General features: G+C 73.6%; 17 protein-coding genes. 2 read left to right on the forward strand and 15 right to left on the reverse strand.

Annotated elements, in window-relative coordinates; genetic code table 11:
- Positions 1-45: 45 nt before the first annotated feature.
- The 4 genes from BGP03_RS08350 to BGP03_RS08365 form a co-directional block, all read right to left on the reverse strand.
- A complete protein-coding gene (locus tag BGP03_RS08350) occupies positions 46-489 on the reverse strand; it encodes a CBS domain-containing protein (protein WP_296370883.1) in 444 nt (147 codons plus the stop codon).
- A gap of 208 nt (positions 490-697) precedes the next feature.
- Positions 698-1,486 carry a DUF1206 domain-containing protein gene (locus tag BGP03_RS08355; protein ID WP_298798569.1) on the reverse strand — a complete coding sequence of 263 codons (789 nt, stop codon included), beginning with the start codon at positions 1,484-1,486 and terminating at the stop codon, positions 698-700.
- Between the two features lie 47 nt (positions 1,487-1,533).
- On the reverse strand, positions 1,534-2,022 hold the full coding sequence (locus BGP03_RS08360; RefSeq protein ID WP_296370885.1) for a GNAT family N-acetyltransferase: 489 nt from the start codon (positions 2,020-2,022) through the stop codon (positions 1,534-1,536).
- A complete protein-coding gene (locus BGP03_RS08365; protein WP_296370886.1) occupies positions 2,015-3,952 on the reverse strand; it encodes a TIGR03960 family B12-binding radical SAM protein in 1,938 nt (645 codons plus the stop codon). Before BGP03_RS08365 ends, BGP03_RS08360 begins: the two co-directional genes overlap by 8 nt.
- Before the next feature lie 92 nt (positions 3,953-4,044).
- Between BGP03_RS08365 and BGP03_RS08370 the strand changes: the two genes are divergently transcribed.
- Positions 4,045-4,926, forward strand: a complete 882-nt coding sequence (locus BGP03_RS08370; protein WP_296370887.1) for an alpha/beta hydrolase — start codon at positions 4,045-4,047, stop codon at positions 4,924-4,926.
- 66 nt (positions 4,927-4,992) lie between these two features.
- Here the strand turns inward: BGP03_RS08370 and dapA are convergent, their stop codons facing one another.
- Entirely contained in the window at positions 4,993-5,868 is an 876-nt protein-coding gene (gene dapA / locus BGP03_RS08375; protein WP_296370888.1) for a 4-hydroxy-tetrahydrodipicolinate synthase, read from the reverse strand.
- A gap of 102 nt (positions 5,869-5,970) precedes the next feature.
- On the opposite strand from dapA, the gene BGP03_RS08380 reads away from it, so the two are divergent.
- Complete coding sequence (locus tag BGP03_RS08380; protein WP_298798567.1) at positions 5,971-8,163, forward strand: hypothetical protein; 2,193 nt, start codon at positions 5,971-5,973, stop codon at positions 8,161-8,163.
- A gap of 3 nt (positions 8,164-8,166) precedes the next feature.
- On the opposite strand, the gene BGP03_RS08385 is transcribed toward BGP03_RS08380, so the two are convergent.
- The 10 genes from BGP03_RS08385 to BGP03_RS08430 form a co-directional block, all read right to left on the reverse strand.
- Positions 8,167-8,958 carry a TspO/MBR family protein gene (locus BGP03_RS08385; RefSeq protein WP_298798566.1) on the reverse strand — a complete coding sequence of 264 codons (792 nt, stop codon included), beginning with the start codon at positions 8,956-8,958 and terminating at the stop codon, positions 8,167-8,169.
- Positions 8,959-9,051: 93 nt separating this feature from the next.
- A complete protein-coding gene (locus BGP03_RS08390; RefSeq protein WP_298798564.1) occupies positions 9,052-9,855 on the reverse strand; it encodes an ABC transporter permease in 804 nt (267 codons plus the stop codon).
- Positions 9,852-10,661 (reverse strand): ABC transporter permease, encoded by an 810-nt coding sequence (locus tag BGP03_RS08395; protein WP_298798561.1) that lies wholly within the window; start codon positions 10,659-10,661, stop codon positions 9,852-9,854. The genes BGP03_RS08390 and BGP03_RS08395 overlap by 4 nt, the downstream gene beginning before the upstream one ends.
- Positions 10,661-11,584: an ATP-binding cassette domain-containing protein gene (locus BGP03_RS08400; RefSeq protein ID WP_298798559.1), complete on the reverse strand. Its 924-nt coding sequence runs from the start codon at positions 11,582-11,584 to the stop codon at positions 10,661-10,663. The genes BGP03_RS08395 and BGP03_RS08400 overlap by 1 nt, the downstream gene beginning before the upstream one ends.
- Before the next feature lie 36 nt (positions 11,585-11,620).
- The gene (locus BGP03_RS08405; RefSeq protein WP_296370894.1) at positions 11,621-11,908 is read right to left on the reverse strand and encodes a GNAT family N-acetyltransferase; all 288 of its coding nucleotides are present in this window, start codon (positions 11,906-11,908) and stop codon (positions 11,621-11,623) included.
- Positions 11,905-12,315: a nucleoside-diphosphate kinase gene (gene ndk / locus BGP03_RS08410; RefSeq protein ID WP_296370895.1), complete on the reverse strand. Its 411-nt coding sequence runs from the start codon at positions 12,313-12,315 to the stop codon at positions 11,905-11,907. The genes BGP03_RS08405 and ndk overlap by 4 nt, the downstream gene beginning before the upstream one ends.
- A gap of 103 nt (positions 12,316-12,418) precedes the next feature.
- Complete coding sequence (locus BGP03_RS08415; RefSeq protein ID WP_296370896.1) at positions 12,419-12,808, reverse strand: DUF4233 domain-containing protein; 390 nt, start codon at positions 12,806-12,808, stop codon at positions 12,419-12,421.
- A 37-nt stretch (positions 12,809-12,845) separates the two neighbouring features.
- A complete protein-coding gene (locus BGP03_RS08420; RefSeq protein WP_296370897.1) occupies positions 12,846-14,306 on the reverse strand; it encodes a folylpolyglutamate synthase/dihydrofolate synthase family protein in 1,461 nt (486 codons plus the stop codon).
- Complete coding sequence (locus BGP03_RS08425; protein ID WP_298798556.1) at positions 14,303-16,930, reverse strand: valine--tRNA ligase; 2,628 nt, start codon at positions 16,928-16,930, stop codon at positions 14,303-14,305. Before BGP03_RS08425 ends, BGP03_RS08420 begins: the two co-directional genes overlap by 4 nt.
- A 15-nt stretch (positions 16,931-16,945) precedes the next feature.
- Positions 16,946-17,653: a hypothetical protein gene (locus tag BGP03_RS08430; RefSeq protein WP_296370899.1), complete on the reverse strand. Its 708-nt coding sequence runs from the start codon at positions 17,651-17,653 to the stop codon at positions 16,946-16,948.
- Positions 17,654-17,693 lie beyond the last annotated feature (40 nt).

Here is a 17,693-nt window from a genome sequence, read left to right on the forward strand (position 1 = left end):
CGCTCACCCGTGTCGCGGACGGTGACGACGAGGCGGATCGGCTGGTCACGAATGGTAGATCACCGCCCGGCAGATGTCGGAGCGCGAGAGCGTGCCGGCCAGCTTCCCGGCGTCGACGACCGGCAGGCGGCGCAGCCGCTGCTCCGTCATCACGACGGCCGCCCGCGCGACCTGCTCGCTGGACGCGACGGTGATCGCGTCCCGCTCCACCAGGGTGTCGATGGAGCGGCCGGCCATCTCGCGGCCCTTCTCCAGGAAGATCCGGAACGCGTCGCCCATCGTGCCCCCGCCGCCCATGACGTCGTCGAACCGCGGCAGCATCGCGCGCACCAGGTCGTCCTCCGACAGCGCACCGACGAACGTGTCGTCGTGGTCGAGCACCATGAGGTGGCTGACCTCGGAGACGCTGATGATCTCGGCGGCCCGGCGGATGTCGGCCCCCATCCTGATGTATGCCGGATAGGGCGTCATGATCTCGCGCACGAGCACTGCAGACCTCCTGGGAGCCTTCGTCTGAGTGGGTATCGTCCGCCGCGCCCGATTCGCTAGCCGGCGACCGCGTTCCGCGGAACGCGATCCTTCCTCAGGCCGCGGCCGACCGGAAGCGGGGCAGGAGACGGTCGAGGATCGGGTCGGGGTCGAGTCGTTCGCCCTCCCAGTAGGGCGTGCGGCTGTCCCGGGTGATGCGCGGCGGTGACTAGCCGCGGCGGTAGCGCGCGTCGAAGAGGCAGTGCACGCCGAAGGCCACCAGCCCCGCCGCGAGGACCAGCAGCAGGAACGGCCCGACCGGTTGTCCGGCCAGCGCCTTGAGTCCGGAGTCCAGACCCACGGGCTGGGCCGGGTCGTGCTGCACGGCCGCCACCACCAGCAGCACGCCCGGGATGCCGTAGACCGCACCGAGGGCGACCCAGCCCACCTGCCCGACCCGGGTCACCAGCCGCGACCGGTTGAGGCCCACGCCGCGCAGGTCGAGCTCGCGCAGGAACCCGTGGGTGACGCCGCGCCACACGGCGTACCCGCCGCCGACGACCAGCCCGGCACCGGCCAGCCCGACGAGCCAGGATCCGCCGGGCAGCGCCAGCACCACCTGCGCGAACGACGGCTTCGGGGTGGCCTCTCCCCCGGCTGCCGCCACCGAGGCCGCCGAGTACGCGAGCACCCCGAAGATCACGGCCTCGCCCAGGTTGATCGCGATGCGCAGCGCCCGCTGCCCCGGCGGGACGCCGCGGTGACCGAGCACCGCCTCCCCGAGCTGCCACACGACCAGCGCGGCGAGGCCCACCGTGATCACCCAGAGCAGCACCACCCCGGCCGCCGTGGACCCGATCTCGGCCAGCGCGCCCTTCTTGTCCGCGCGCTCCCGGTCGCCGAAGGCGATCTGCACGACGAGCGCCGCGATCAGCACGTGCACCACGCCGTACGCGACGAGCCCGAACCGGCCCAGCACCCGGACCGGCAGCGCGACGTCCTCGTCCACTTCGGGCATGGCGCCAGTTTCGTCCGCTTTCGCCGGGAAAGCCACTTCTGGGTGGCTCAGGAGGCCGACGGGTCCAGCGACAGCAGCGACTCCCCCGCCGAGACGAACCCGGCGCGGCGGTAGAACGCGGCGCTGCCGGCCGTCGGGGCGAGCAGCAGGCGCCGGTAGCGACGCTCGCGGGCGTGCTCGACCGCTGCGTTCAGCAGCGCGCCGGGCACGCCGCGGTCGGCGAACGACGCGAGCACGAACGCGTTGCCGACGTGCCCGATCCGACCTCCGCGCGAACCGGGCCGCGGCATGTGGACGATCTCGACCACGTTGATCGAGCCGATCGCGGTGAACCCCTGCCGCGGGGTGCCCACCTCGGCCAGCCAGAACGTGCGCCGAGGCAGCTCCATCCGCCACCACTGCCCGAACGCGGCCTCGAACCCCGGATCGTCGACCGACCGGCCGCTGCGCTCCTCCAGCCAGGACCGGCGCAGCGCGGCGAGCGCGGCCATGTCGCGCTCGTCCGCCACCCGGATCGTGAAGTCGCTGTCAGCCACCGGTGAGCGGGTTCACCACGGTCAGGGGCAGCAGCGTGGTCCCGCTGGGCCCCACCTCGATGTCGGTGCCGGTGGACGGGCACACGCCGCAGTCGAAGCACGGCGTCCAGCGGCAGTCGTCCTGCTCGCGGCCCGCCAGGGCGTCCTGCCAGTCGTCCCAGAGCCAGTCGCGCTCCAGGCCGGAGTCGAGGTGGTCCCAGGGCAGGATCTCGTCCTGACCGCGCTCGCGGGTGGTGAACCACGCCAACGAGACGCCCAGCGGCTCCAGCTCCGCCGCGGCCGCCGACGTCCAGCGCTCGTAGGAGAAGTGCTCGCTCCAGCCATCGAAGCGGCCGCCCTCGCGCCACACTCGCTCGATGACGGCTCCGACGCGGCGGTCGCCGCGGGCCAGCAGTCCCTCGATCAGCGACGGCTGCCCGTCGTGGTAGCGCATGCCGATGTTGCGCCCCAGCTTGCGGTCGGTGTTGACGGCGGCGCGCAACTTGCGCAGCCGGTCGTCGACGACGTCGGGGTGGCACTGCGCCGCCCACTGGAACGGGGTGTGCGGCTTGGGCACGAACCCGCCGATGGAGATGGTGCAGCGCACGTCGTTGCGGCCCGACGCGATGCGGCCCGCCTTGATCACGCGGTGGGCCATGCCCGCGATCTCCAGGACGTCCTCGTCCTCCTCGGTGGGCAGCCCGCACATGAAGTACAGCTTCACCTGCCGCCAGCCCTGCGCGAACGCCTCCGAGACGGTGCGGATGAGGTCCTCCTCCGACACCATCTTGTTGATCACGCGACGGATGCGCTCGGAGCCGCCCTCGGGGGCGAAGGTCAGCCCGGAGCGGCGACCGTTGCGGCTGATCTCGTTGGCGAGGTCGATGTTGAACGCGTCGACGCGGGTGGATGGCAGCGACAGGGAGGTGTTGGTGCCCTCGTACCGGTCGGCCAGGCCCTTGGTGATCTCGGCGATCTCCGAGTGATCGGCGGAGCTCAGCGACAGCAGCCCCACCTCGTCGAACCCGGTGGCGCGCACGCTCGCGTCCACCATCTTGCCGATGCCCTCCAGCGACCGCTCCCGGACCGGACGGGTGATCATGCCGGCCTGGCAGAAGCGGCAGCCGCGGGTGCAGCCGCGGAAGATCTCCACCGACGCCCGCTCGTGCACGGTCTCGGCCAGCGGCACGAGCGGCGCCTTCGGGTAGGGCCACTCGTCGAGCTCGGTGGTGGTGCGCTTGGTGACGGTGCGCGGCACGCGGTCCTCGGACGGCGTCACCGACGCGATGTGGCCGTCGTCGGCGTAGGTGACGGTGTAGAGCGCGGGCACGTAGCAGCCGTCCGTGGCGGCGAGGCGCAGCAGCAGCTCGTGGCGCCCTCCGGGGCGGCCCTCCGCCTTCCACCCGCGCACGACGTCGGTGATGTCGCCGACCACCTCCTCGCCGTCGCCGATCGCCGCGACGTCGACGAAACGCGCGATGGGCTCCGGGTTGAACGCGGCGTGCCCACCGGCGACGACCACCGGATGGTCCTGCGTGCGGTCCACGGCGTGCAGCGGGATGCCCGCGAGGTCGAGCGCCGTGAGCAGGTTCGTGTAGCCGAGCTCCGTGGAGAAGCTGACGCCCAGCACGTCGAACGCGCCGAGCGGGCGGTGGGTGTCGACGGTGAACGCGGGCACCCCGTGCTCGCGCATCAGGGCCTCGAGGTCGGGCCACACGGCGTAGCAGCGCTCGGCCAGCGCGTCGGCGCGCTCGTTGAGGACCTCGTAGAGGATCTGGACGCCCTGGTTGGGCAGGCCGACCTCGTACGCGTCGGGGTACATCAGCGCCCAGCGGACGTCGGCGGCGTCCCAGTCCTTGGTCTGCGCGTTCAGCTCGCCGCCGACGTACTGCACCGGCTTGGAGACGCGCGGGAGCAGGGCTTCCAGAGCGGGGAACACGGAGGCTGTCACGACGATCCAGGGTAGCCCCGGCCCGGGGGGCCGGCCTGCCCACCCGGGGATGCGACCGAACCGGGCACCCGCGACGACCGAACGTCGCAGCGATGAACGAGTCCTTCTGCCGCGTCGGCCCCGTCGAGCTGTGCTACGAGTCGATCGGCGACCCACGGCGGCCCACCGTCCTGCTGATCATGGGCCTGGGCCTGTCGCTGGACTGGTGGCGCGACGGCTTCTGCGCCGATCTCGCCGCCCGCGGCTTCCACGTCGTGCGGTTCGACAACCGCGACGTCGGACGCTCCACCCACCTGTCCGGCCCGGGCATCTCGGGGCTGCAGTTCGTCCGCCGCCGCGCGAAGCCCGTCTACACGCTCGGCGACATGGCCGACGACGCCGCCGGACTCATCGCGCACGTGGCCCCCGACGGCGCACACGTCGCCGGGGCGTCGCTGGGATCGATGGTGGCCCAGGAGGTGGCCATCCGGCACCCCGCCCGCACCCGCTCGCTCGTCTCCGTCATGGGGCGGCCCGGGGACGGCCGCACCGGCAAGGTCGCCCTGCGGATGGTCCCGGAGTTCCTCCGGCCGCCGTCGGCCGATCCGGTCGAGGGCATGGTGCGCAGCTTCCACCGGATCGGCTCCGAGCGCCGCACCGCCGAGGACGACGACGACGTGCGCGTGACGATGCGCCGGTCGGCGCGCCGGGAGATCGTCGGGGACGGCAACGGCGGCGCCCGTCAGCTCGCCGCCTGCGTCGGGGAACGGGACCGCACGGCCGACCTGGGCCGGCTCACGGTGCCGGCGCTGGCCTTCCACGGCCTGCGCGACCGCGTCATCCAGCCCTCGGGTGGCCGGGCCACGGCCGCGGCGATCCCGGGCGCGGAGCTGGTGGAGGTGCCGGGGATGGGCCACGACCTGCCGCGATGGGTGTGGCCGCAGCTCATCGACGCGATCAGCCGGACGGCCGCCCGGACGACGGCGCCGGCCTGACGGCCGGTCGTGCGCGGATATCGGTGCTACAGCACTGATATCCGCGCACGGGTGGCGCAGCCGCGATCAGAGCAGGCCCGCTGAGCGCAGCGACGCCCGGACGTCCTCGTGGTAGGCCTCGTCGAGCGGCACCAGCGGCAGCCGGATCCCGCTCTGGATCAGCCCGATCTCCGCGAGTGCCCACTTGACCGGGATCGGGTTGGGCTCGACGAACAGCGACCGGTGCAGGCCCGCGATGTCGGCGTCGATCGTGGCGGCCAGCTCGGCGTCACCGGCCAGCGCCGCGGCACACATGCGGGCCATGGCCGCGGGCGCGACGTTGGCCGTCACCGAGATGTCGCCGTGGAAGCCGGCCAGGATGCTCGCCCGGGCCGTGGCGTCGTCACCGGAGTAGAGGGCGAAGTCCGGCAGTTCCAGCGCGACGAGGTCGCGGACACGGTCGAGATCGCCCAGCGCCTCCTTGATCCCGACGATGTTCGGCACCCCGGCCAGCCGCGCCACGGTGGACGGCAGCATGTCGACGGCCGTGCGGCCGGGCACGTTGTAGAGGATCTGCGGGATGTCGACGGCCTCGGCGACGGCCTTGAAGTGCCGGTAGAGGCCCTCCTGCGGGGGCTTGTTGTAGTACGGCGTGACGAGCAGCGCGGCGTCGGCCCCGGCGGCCCTCGCGGCCTCCGTCAGGTGGATGGCCTCGCTCGTGCTGTTGGCGCCGGTGCCCGCGATGATCGGCACGCGACCCGCGGCGACGTCGATCGTGCGGCGGATGACCTCGGTGTGCTCGGGGACCGCGAGCGTGGCCGACTCCCCGGTGGTACCGACCGACACGATCGCGGACGTGCCGGCCTCGATCTGCCGGTCGACCACCTTGGCCAGCGCCTCGTGGTCGACCGAGCCGTCCTCACGCATCGGGGTGACCAGGGCGACGATGCTGCCGGTGATCATGACTGTGTGGCCTCCGCTCCGGGCCGCGCGGCCCCGCCGTAACGGTACGCGGGAGCGGCCGGATCCCCGCTACCGTCGACCCACCGGGTGGGAGGAGGAGCCGTGCGTCACCGAACTCCCGTGCTGCTCGCGGGCGCCGGACTCGCCGCTCTGGCCGCCGCCGCGCTGGTGCTGCCGTGGCGGCGCCCGGCCGGGGCGCCGGTGCTGCTCGTGCCGGGCCCCACCGTCGCGCTCGACGGGGGGACGACGGCGGGCTGGCAGGTCGTCGGGCCGACCGGGGTCGGGGTGGTCGTGGGAACGGCCCTGCTCGCCGTCGTGGCGACCGTCGCGGCGTGGCCGTTCGCCCGGGCCGCGGTGGCCGCCGCCGGAGGCTCGGCCGTGGCGGCCGGTGTCACGGGGCTGTTGGGCGGCACCGGGATGCCGGACCTCGGGATCGCGGGGCTCTCGATCACGGGGCCCTGGGTCACGGGGCCCTGGATCACGGTGCTGGTCGGGACCGGGGCGGCGGTGTGCGCCGTAGCCGGTGTGGCCGTACCCGCGACGTCGATCCGGCGGTGGGGTGTCGCCGCGGCCGCCGTTGTGCTCGGCGCCGCTGCGACGACCGTGGTGGCCGGGCCGCCGCAGGCCGCCGTGGTCGCCGACGGCCCGTTCGTCAGGCTGCGCGGCCTCGACCGCCCCGCCACCCTGACGGTGCTGGACGGGGCCGCGGCGGTCGTGGACGTCGACGGGCTGACCGGTGCCGCCGAACCCTCCCCGCTCCTGGCCCGCGTCCCCGACGGCGACCGCGGCCATCCCCTGGGCGTCCTCGGCGTGGCCGGGAACCGCGTCGCGCGCTGGGTCGCCCCCGGCGCCGTCATGGTCACCGGGCTGAGCGCCGGCGACCCGGTGGCCGTGCGCATCCGCGACGTGGCCGCGGCCGGGCGCGTCGGCGACGACGGCTCGGTGTGGCTGCGGGCCGTCGGCGACCCGCCGGACACGGTGCGCCGGCTCGTCCTCGCCTCCTACGACGGGCCGCAGAACCTCGCGGCCACCTACCTGCCGGTGGTCACGATCGACGCTCCCACGAGCGGCGAACGGCTCGACGTCACGACGTTGCGCCCGGTCCGCGGCGGCGCCATCGGCGCCACGGCGTCCACGAGCGGCGTCCGGATCGACCGCGTCACCCCGAGGCCGAACGCGCTCGAGGTCGCCACGCTGGTCGGCGGCCTCGACCCCACGTGCGGCCTCACCGCCGACCCCCGCACCGCCTTCCTGCCCACGGCGACCCCGCCGGCTCCGGACGCACAGGGCGGGGTGTGGTTCGCCTCCGGTGACCGGCTGGTCCGCCTCGGGCCCGACGGGCTCCTGCGGGCCGTGGCGGCACCGGTGCCCGGCCCGGTGTCGGACCTCGTCGCCACCCCCGACGGCGCGCTCGTGCTGGCCACGGGGACCTCGGTGTGGCGGCTGCCCGACGCGGTCGCGGCCCTGGTCCCACTGCCCGTGACGCCAGCCGGTTGCGCGGCCGCTCCCCCGGCCGTCGGGCCGCCGGCGCGGTTCACGCCCGTCGCGAACACCGCGGGCGATCCGTTGGGGGTGCCGCTGGACGTGGCCGGTCGCTGGGCGAGCGGCCGGCTCGGCACCGGTGCGATCGTCGCGCTCTCCCCCGACGGCGGGAGCACCCCGCTCGGCCGACGGCTGGACGGCGAGCTCGGCCCCGTCGTCCCGGACGGGACGGGCGGCGTGTGGTGGCTGGAGACCACCGATGGGCGCGCGGCGCTGGTGCACGGCCGGCCCGGGATGCCCGAGCAGCGCTTCCCCGCCGTGGACCTGCCGGACCGGCCGGCCCTGCTCAGCGACCTCGGCGGCCGGCCCCCGCTGGTCGGCACCGCCGGGGGCGCGTTCCGGATCGACGGAGGCATCGCGCAGCGCGTGGTGGCGGGGCGGATCGACGGCGGCGTCGTGCGCCCCGACGGGCGCGGCTGGGTGCTCGCCGACGGCCGCCTGCTGGCCCTGGACGGCGACCGGGTGCTCGGTCCCGTGATCGACGCGGGAACCGGGCGCGACGACGCGGGGCCCGTGGTGGTGCAGCTGGCGAAGGGCGTGGCCGCGAACCGGCTCGGGCTCCCCCGCGCCCACATCGTCCTCGACGCGTCCGGGCGCGCGGTGGTCGTCTCCGACGGGGTGGCGCTCGCGGTCACCACCGACGGTGCGGTCACGGTGGTGGCGCAGGATCCGCGCCTCGACACGCTGTTCACGGTGGAGGGCGGGCTCGTCCGGTTCGACGAGGGGACGCTGCAGCGGGTGGACCTGCCCTGAGGCTCAGCCCCAGGCGGCGCGCACCCGGTTGCCCGCGGTGGTGATGCGGCGGGCCGTGGCGGCCAGCACGATCACGACGGCGATGGCCCCGGTGACGACGACGGCGGGAGGCGGGTCGTTGAGCGCGATCCCGGCCAGCGCCCACACGGTGGCCGCCGCGTAGGCCGCGACCGCGGTGCCCGAGAGCACGACCCACGCGACGATCGCGGCGGCGGCGAGCAGCACGACCACGGCGGCGATGGCGGCGAGCGCGTTGTCGCCGGGCAGCCCGGCCCACACCCCGGTGGCGGCGGTGCCGAGCACGGTGGCCAGCGAGACCCAGCCGGTGTAGAGCGCCACCGGGCCGCGGAACAGCACCCGCTCGCGGACGTCGGCCGCGGGCTCGTGGCTCAGCCGCCCGAACACGACGGCCAGCGTCACCAGGAGCGCGATGATGACCAGCTCGGCGAGGAGGACGGCCCGCCCGCCGAAGGCGAGGATCCACAGCGGGTTGAACACCGCCGACGCCGCCATCCACCAGCCGGTGCGGCGGTGGACCTCGCGGCTGCGCTGCGCCGGGAGGAGCTGGTAGACCGCGTACGCGAGGAACCCGAGGTAGATCAGCCCCCAGATCGAGAACGCCCAGCCCGCCGCGAGCAGCGGCGTGCGGTAGTCGTTGGCCACCACACCCATCGACTCGCCGAAGGCGCCGCTCCCCCCGAGCCCACCCACCACGATCTGGACGACGGCGAGCACCGCCACCACGGAGCTCCGCACGAGATCGACACGGGCGGAGCGGGGAGAGATGACCGTCATGACCACATCATCGACCCGGCCGGGCAACGGGGCTACCCGAGTCGCCTGACAGGTTCAACCGAGATTCCCCACGCGTCGTCGAAGCCCGGCGCGTCATCGCAGCAGCAGCGCGTCGAGGCGCCGCGAGGCCACCGCCACCCCGCCGCCGATCATGACGACGAAGTACGCCAGGTGCCCGAGCAGCCCGAGGCCGACCACCCCGGTGGTGAGCCCCCGCATCAGCTCCACCGCGTGGAACAGCGGCAGGCACTCCACCACGATCTGCAGCCACCGCGGGTACACCGACAGCGGGTAGAAGGTGGTGGAGAACAGGAACATCGGCAGGATCGCGAGCGTGACCAGGTCGAAGTCCTGCCACGACCGCATGAACGACGTGGCCGCCATGCCCACCGCGGCGAACGCGAACGCCACCACCAGCGCCGCCGGCAGGGCCAGCAGCGCCCACGGCGAGGCCAGCAGCCCGAACCCGGCCATCACCGACAGGAAGCCCAGCGCATACAGCCCCCCGCGGATCAGGGCCCAGCCGATCTCCCCCAGCGCGACGTCGACGGGCCCGAGCGGCGTGGCCAGCATCGCGTCGTAGAGCCGCGCGTACTTGAGCTTGAAGAACACGTTGTAGGTGGAGTCGAACACCGCCCCGTTCATCGCCGACGCGGCGAGCAGCCCGGGCGCGATGAACGCGGCGTAGCTGATCGGCCGCCCGTCCGGGCCGGGCAGGGCGCCGACGAGCGACCCGAGCCCCTGCCCCATCGCGACGAGGTAGAACACCGGCTCGAAGAACCCGGACAGGAACGCGAGCCAGGCCCGGCGTGACGCGGTGGTCGAGCGCAGGATCAGCGCACCGGGTCGCCCGGCGTAACCGCCCGCCGGCAGGAACCGCCAGATCAACGGCGTCACCGGGCCAGCCTCCTCGTGAACAGCCGCGTGGCCAGCACGACGCCCACCGCCAGCAACGCCGACAGGTAGGCGAGGTGGCCGAGGGCCGGGAAGAGCGTCCAGCGCCCCAGCGCGGCCATGCGGGCCAGCTCGGTGCCGTGCCACAGCGGCGACACCCAGGCCAGTGGCCGGACCACCGCCGGCAGCCGGTCGACCGGGAAGAACGTGCCGGAGAACAGCGTCATCGGGATGACCACGAACCGGAAGATGACGTTGAACGCGCCGCCCTCGGTCTCGACGGTGGCGGCGAACGCCGTGACCAGCGACGCCACCGCGGCGCCGGTGAGCACGGCCGCCAGCAGCGACACCACGATGCCCGGCCCGGTGACGCCGCCGACCAGCGCGATGACCACGATGTAGATCGCGCCGGACCCGGCCATCTTGGCCGCCACCCAGGCGAGGTGGCCGAGCGCGACCTGGCCCGGGGTGATCGGCCCGGCCGTCATCGCGTGGTAGATCCGCTGCCACTTGAAGCCCGACAGCACCGGGTAGGTGGACTCGAACGCCGCGCTCTGCACCGCCGACACCGCCAGCAGCGCCGGAGCGAGGTAGACCAGGTACGACACCCCGCCGGTGGCCGCGGCCGCGCCGCCCCCGCGGTCGACCAACGAACCGAAGCCGACGCCGAACGCCAGCAGGAACAGCAGCGGCTGCAGCACCGACGACACGGCCGTCGCTCGCCAGTTGCGCCGGTACCACGTCCAGAAGTGCTCGACGACGATCAGCACGCCGCGGCCGTAACCGGGTGGGGCCAACGAGGAGGTCATCAGTCCACCAGCGTCCGGCCCGTGAGCCGCAGGAACACGTCCTCCAGCGACGAGCGACGCACCAGCGACGACTGCGGCCGGTGCCCGGCGCGATGGACCTCGCCCTGGGTGTGCTCGCCGTCGGCCGTGTAGAGCAGCATCCGGTCGGGCAGCTCCTCCACCCGCTCGGCCAGCGGCTCCAGCTCGGCCGCCGCCGGGCGCAGCTCGGGATCGAACCGCAGCTCCAGCACCTCGCGGGTGGAGTGCCGGGCGATCAGCTCCGAGGGCGAGCCCTCCGCGACGATCACCCCGCCGTCCATGACGACCAGCCGGTCGCACAGCTGCTCGGCCTCGTCCATGTAGTGGGTGGTGATGATCTGCGTGACGCCCTCGCGCTTGAGCCGGTAGAGGCGCTCCCACAGCAGGTGGCGGGCCTGCGGGTCGAGCCCCGTGGTGGGCTCGTCGAGCAGCAGCAGCTCGGGGTCGTTGACCAGGGCGCGGGCGATGGTGAGGCGCCGCTTCATACCGCCCGACAAGGGCTCGACGGGATCGTCGGCGCGGTCGGTGAGCCGCGCGAACTCCATCAGCTCGGTGGCCTTCTCCCGCACGTGCGCCTTCGACAGCCCGAAGTACCGGCCGTAGATCTGCAGGTTCTGCCGGACGGTGAGCTCGGCGTCGAGGTTGTCGAGCTGCGGCACCACGCCGATGCGGGCCCGGATGCGCGGGCCGTCGGCGGCCGGGTCGAGGCCCAGGACCTGCAATGACCCGCCGGTGCGCGGCGACACGCAGCCGATCATCCGCATCGTGGACGACTTGCCCGCGCCGTTGGGCCCGAGGAACCCGAACACCTCACCGCGCGCGACGTCGACGTCCACGCCCCGCACCGCCTCGAACTCCCCGAAGCGCTTGCGCAGTCCCCGGGCCTGGACCAGTCCGTCCCCCATGTCGGAGACGGTAACCGGGATCACCGACGGAACCGGTCAGGGAAGGAGGCGCACCTGGAACCAGTGCCCGTCGCGCACGTCGCCCGGGCCCAGGCGCAGGGCGCCCGGGAAGCGGCCGACCTCGGTCCAGCCCTGACGGCGGTAGAACTCCGGCAGGGTCGTGCCGCCGCGGACCGAGCGCAGCAGGTGCTCCAGGCCCAGCCCGCGGGCATCGGCCGCGACGGCGTCGAGCAGCGCTGCGCCCCGTCCGCGCCTCTGGGCGTCGGGGTGCACCAGTGCTTCTTCGAGCCCCTGGTGCACGTGCTCCACCAGGGTGGGTGTCACAGGTTCGGGAACCAGAGCTTGATCTCCCGGGCGGCGCTCTCGGGGGAGTCGGAGCCGTGCACGAGGTTGAACTGGGTCTCGAGCCCGAAGTCGCCGCGGATGGTGCCGGGCGTGGCCTTCTCGACGGGGTCGGTGCCGCCGGCGAGCTGGCGCCAGGCCGCGATCGCGCGCGGGCCCTCGACGACGGCCGCGAGGACCGGGCCGGAGGTGATGAACTCCAGGAGGGACTCGAAGAACGGCTTGCCGTCGTGCTCGGCGTAGTGCTGCTCAGCGGTGTCGCGGTCGACGGTGCGCAGGTCGAGGGCGACGATGTCGAGGCCCTTGCGCTCGATGCGGGCCAGGACCTCGCCGACGAGCTTGCGCCCGACGCCGTCGGGCTTGACGAGGACGAGAGTGCGTTCAGTCACGTCGCCCAGGGTATCGGCGACTGCTCCCCGCCCTACGAGAGGGCGGATCGACGGCGCCCTGTTCGCGGAGTGGCTGCGCCAGACCGACGGGCTGGAGTACGCCTCAGCCCTGCTGGCTGGGCAGCTCGCCGCGCGCCATCTTCCGGGCCACGTCGCGCCGCATGAGCATCAGCGCGCCGAACACCAGCGCGAACACGACGCCCATCACGCCGAGCACCGGCACGAACACGAACCCGACGACGATCGTGACGGCCTGCATCACCAGCGCGAACGTCAGGCCCCAGGAGCGACGCTGCAGACCGGAGCCCACGATCATCAGCACCGCGACGCCGACGACCAGGCTGGTGCTCAGCGGCGTGGCGCCGTCGCCGAACTTGGACAGCACGAGCAGCGCCAGCAGCACGACGATGGCCTCGAGGATCAGGGTGGCCGCGAAGACGCCGCGGATGCCCTTCATCGGGTCGGTCGCGGGCGGGCGCACGGGCTCGGTCATGCCGGGCGCTCCTCGACCGGTGACGTGGCCGGCGTCATCACGCGGGCTCCAGCCCGAACAGCGTGCGGGCCTCGCCGACGGTGACGACGGACCCGGTGATCACGACGCCCACCCCGGACTCGCCCCCCTCCTCGGCCAGCTCCCCCGCCTGCTCGACGGCGCGCGAGAGCGACGGCTCGACGCTCACGCGGTCGGCCCCGAACACGTCGGTGGCCAGCGCCCCGAGCTCGTCGGGGTCCATCGCGCGGGGCGAGGAGTTGGCCGTGACCACGATCTCCTGCAGCACCGGCTCCAGCTCCGCGAGGATGCCGCGGGCGTCCTTCTCCCGCATCACCCCGACGACGCCGACGAGCCGGGTGAACCGGAACTCCGTGGTGAGCGCGGCGGCCAGCGCGCGGGCGCCGTGCGGGTTGTGGGCGGCGTCGGCGAGCACGGTGGGCACGCCCTGGCCGGCGGCGAGCCGCTCCAGCCGCCCGGGCGAGCGGACGCCGGCGAAGGCGTCACGCACGGCATCCGGGTCGAGTGGCTGCTTGGGCCCGGCCCCGATCAGTGCCTCCGCCGCCGCGAGGGCGATCGCGGCGTTGGACGCCTGGTGCTCGCCGTGCAGCGGCAGGAAGATGTCGTCGTACATGCCCGAGAGGCCGCGCAGGGCCAGCCGCTGGCCGCCCACCGCGATCTCGCGCTCGGCCACGCCGAACTCGGCGCCCTCGCGGGCCACCTGCGCCCCGACCTCGACGCAGCGCTCCAGCAGCACCTCGGCCACGGCCTTGTCCTGGGCCGCCAGCACCGCGACCGAGCCGGGCTTGATGATCCCGGCCTTCTCCCGGGCGATGCCGAGGATGTCGGTGCCGAGGAACTCGGCGTGGTCGAGCCCGATCGGCGTGATCACGGCGACGGCGGCGTCGGCGACGTTGGTGGCGTCCCAGCGCCCGCCGAGCCCCACCTCGATCACCCCGGCCTCGACCGGCGCGTCGGCGAACGCGGCGAAGCCCATCGCCGTGAGCACCTCGAACTTGGAGAGACCGCCGAGCTCGGCGTCCACGATGTCGACGAACGGCAGCACGTCGCGGTAGAGCTCGACGTAGCGCTCGGGCGTGATCGGGCGGTTGTCGACGTTGATGCGCTCGGTGGCCCGCTGCAGGTGCGGGCTGGTGTAGCGGCCGGTGCGCAGCCCGATCTCGGTGAGCAGCGCGTCGACCATCCGGGCCGTGGACGTCTTCCCGTTGGTACCGGTCAGGTGCACCACCGGGTAGCCGCGGTGCGGCTCGCCCAGCGCGTCGACCAGCGCGGAGATCCGCTCGAGCGAGGGCTCCATCACCGTCTCGGGCCAGCGCTTGTCCAGCTCGGCCTCGACGGCGAGGAACTCCGCGTAGCTCGCCACCGTGGACGTCGGGGGGACCACGTCGGGGGTGTCGCCACCGCGGATGGCGTCGAGGACGTGCGAGATCACCGCGTCCTCGGGCGACGGGATCTCGCCCTCTCCCTCGGGACCGGTCATGAGCGGGGCAGGGCGGCGAGGCGGGCGTTGATCCGCTCGATGTCGGCCTCGGCCGCCGCCCGCCGGGCCCGGATGCCGTCGACGATGTCGGCCGGGGCCTTGTCGACGAACTTCGGGTTGCCCAGCTTCTTGTCGGCCTGGTCGAGCTCCTTCTGCGCCGCGGCGAGGTCACGGCCCAGCCGGGCACGCTCGGCGGGGACGTCGATGGCGTCGGAGGTGTCGAGCTCGACCTGGATCGTGCCCGTGGCCAGGGCGACCTCGAGCGTGGCGGTCGGGGCGAAGTCGGGCGCCGTCGCCTCCAGCCGGTTGAGCGCGACGACCGACGCGCGGTGCGCGCCGAGCCCGGCCGCGTCCAGCCCGACGAGGCGTGCGGGCACGCGGCGGCTGTCGGGGACGCGCTGCTCGGTGCGGAAGCGACGGATCTCGGTGATCAGCTTCTGGGCGTCGGTGACGCGCCGGGCCGCGGCGGGATCGACCGGAGCGCCCGGGGCCACCGGCCACTCCGCCACGACGATCGACTCGCCGTCCGTCAGCGCCTGCCACAGTGCCTCCGTGATGAACGGGCTGATGGGGTGCAGCAGGCGCAGCAGCGCGTCGAGGACGTGCCCGAGGACGGCACGCGTGCCGTCCTCGGTGGCCTCGTCGGCGAGCTGCGGCTTGGCCAGCTCGACGTACCAGGCGCAGAACTCGTCCCAGGTGAAGTGGTAGAGCGCCTCGGTGGCCTTGGCGAACTGGAAGTCCTCCAGCAGCGCGTCGACCTGGTCGCGGACCTCACGCAGCCGCCCCAGGATCCAGGCGTCGGCATCGGTGGGCGCGCTCGGCAGCGGCAGCGCGGGCGACGCTCCGCTGCTCATCGCGAACCGCGTGACGTTCCACAGCTTGGTGCCGAAGTTGCGCGCGGCGAGGACGTTGTCGTCGCCGATCGGCGCGTCGGTGCCCGGGTTGGCGACCCGCGCCAGCGCGAACCGGACCGCGTCGGTGCCGAACTCGTCCATCCAGACGTTCGGGTCGACCGTGTTGCCGACGGTCTTCGACATCTTCTTGCCGTGCTGGTCGCGGACCATGCCGTGCAGCGAGATGGTGTCGAACGGCTTCTCGTCCATGGCGTAGAGGCCGAACATCATCATCCGGGCGACCCAGAAGAACAGGATGTCGTAGCCCGTGTGCAGGACCGAGGTGGGATAGAACTTGGCCAGGTCGGGCGTCTTCTCCGGCCAGCCCAGCGTGGAGAACGGCCACAGGCCCGAGGAGAACCAGGTGTCGAGGACGTCCTCGTCCTGGGTGTAGCCGGCGGGCGGCTGCTCGTCGGGTCCGGGGCAGACGACCTCGCCGTTCGGCCCGTACCAGACGGGGATGCGGTGGCCCCACCACAGCTGGCGCGAGATGCACCAGTCGTGCATGTTGTCGACCCAGCCGAACCAGCGCGGCTCGAGCTCCTTGGGGTGGACGATGACGTCGCCGCTGCGGACGGCGTCGCCCGCGGCCTCGGCCAGCGGCGCGACCTTGACGAACCACTGCAGGGAGAGCCGCGGCTCGATGGGCTCGAACTTGCCGCGCGAGGCGTGCCCGACGCTGTGGACGTACGGGCGCTTCTCGGCGACGATCCGACCCTGGGCCGCGAGGGCCTCCCGGACCTTCACGCGGGCTTCGAACCGGTCCATGCCGTCGAACTCGGTGCCCGTGTCCGCGATCTTCCCGGTCTCGTCCATGATCGTCGGCATCGGCAGGTCGTGGCGCCGCCCGACCTCGAAGTCGTTGGGGTCGTGGGCCGGGGTGACCTTGACCGCGCCCGTGCCGAAGCTCGGGTCGACGTGCTCGTCGGCCACGATCCTGATCATGCGGCCGACCAGCGGCAGCTCGATCTCGGTGCCGACGAGGTGCGTGTAGCGCTCGTCGTCGGGGTGGACCGCGATCGCGGTGTCGCCCAGCATCGTCTCGACGCGGGTGGTGGCGACGACGATGTGCGGCTCGGCGTCGTCGAGGGAGCCGTAGCGCATGGAGACGAGCTCGCCCTCGACCTCCTTGTGCTCCACCTCGACGTCGGACAGCACGCTGCGCATCTCGGGCGACCAGTTGACCATCCGCTCCGCGCGGTAGATCAGGCCGTCGTCGAAGAGGCGCTTGAAGATGGTGAGGACGGCGCGGTTGGACCGCTCGTCCATGGTGAAGCGTTCGCGGGTCCAGTCGACGCTGTCACCGAGGCGGCGCATCTGGGCCAGGATCTTGCCGCCGTGCTCCTCCTTCCACTGCCACGTGCGCTCGATGAACGCCTCCCGGCCCAGCTCGCGGCGGCTGGTGCCCTCGGCGGCCAGCGCGCGCTCGACCAGCGCGTGGACGGCGATGGACGCGTGGTCCATACCCGGCAGCCACAGCGTCTCGTAGCCCGCCATGCGCTTGCGGCGGCACATGATGTCGATGAGCGTGTGCTCGAACGCGTGGCCGATGTGCAGGCTGCCCGTGACGTTGGGCGGGGGGATGACGATGCAGAACGGCGGCTTCTCGGACTGCGCGTCGGCGGTGAAGTAGCCGGCGTCGACCCAGCGCTCGTACATGCCCGCCTCTACCTCGCCCGGGTTCCACTGGGCGGGGAGGTCGGCAGTTCGCGGTGGGAGGGTGTCGGTCACCCGACCAAGCTTAGTTCAGGTGGGTAGGAGGAGAGCGTGGAGGCGGTCGAAGCCCAGGACGGGGGCCGGCTTCCGGTTCCGGATCACGTCGAGGTCCAGCGCCCGCACCTGGCCGCTGCTCGGCTCGTAGACGCGCCAGCCCGTGCCGTCGCGGCCCAGGGCCATGCAGTAGTGCCTCGGCACGAACGTCCCGACGAGCAGCGGCACCGGACGGCCCGCGGTCAGCGCCGCGCCGGCCTCGGCGAGGGCGTCGGCCACGTCGGCCCCGGACATGTCGTCGACCAGCCGCACCCGGTAGGGCCCGGCGCCCGGGGCGTGGCGGCGCAGCCAGGCCACCATCCCCCACGGCGACGTGCCGATCGCCTGCGGCCAGAACCGCGTGGACTCCTTGTGCACCTGCTTCTGCCGCGCGTCGAAGCGGGCGCCGAACCCCACGGTCGTGCCGATGCCGGCCCCGACCGCGACGCCCGTGGTGCCGTCGAGGCCTGCGGTCTCGGCCGGGTCGGCCCACGCCGCCAGGGCGACGAGGACGGCCGAGCCGCAGGTGGTGCCGTCGACCTGGTCGAGGCGGGCGCCGCCGCGCCGCTGCTCGCCGAGCTGGTCGGTGACCAGCGGGCTGCGGCCCCCGGCGAGCGGGCGCACGGGGGCGACGGGCGCGGACCCGGCCCGGTGCCGTCCGAGCAGCGTCTGAGCCCGCCTCGCCAGCCCGCACACCGTCCGCATGGAGGCGATCCTCCCCCAGCGGGAGCGCCGACGCTACGGA

Origin of the sequence: Pseudonocardia sp. 73-21 (assembly GCF_001899645.1) — a bacterium.
Classification (GTDB): Bacteria; Actinomycetota; Actinomycetes; order Mycobacteriales; family Pseudonocardiaceae; genus Pseudonocardia.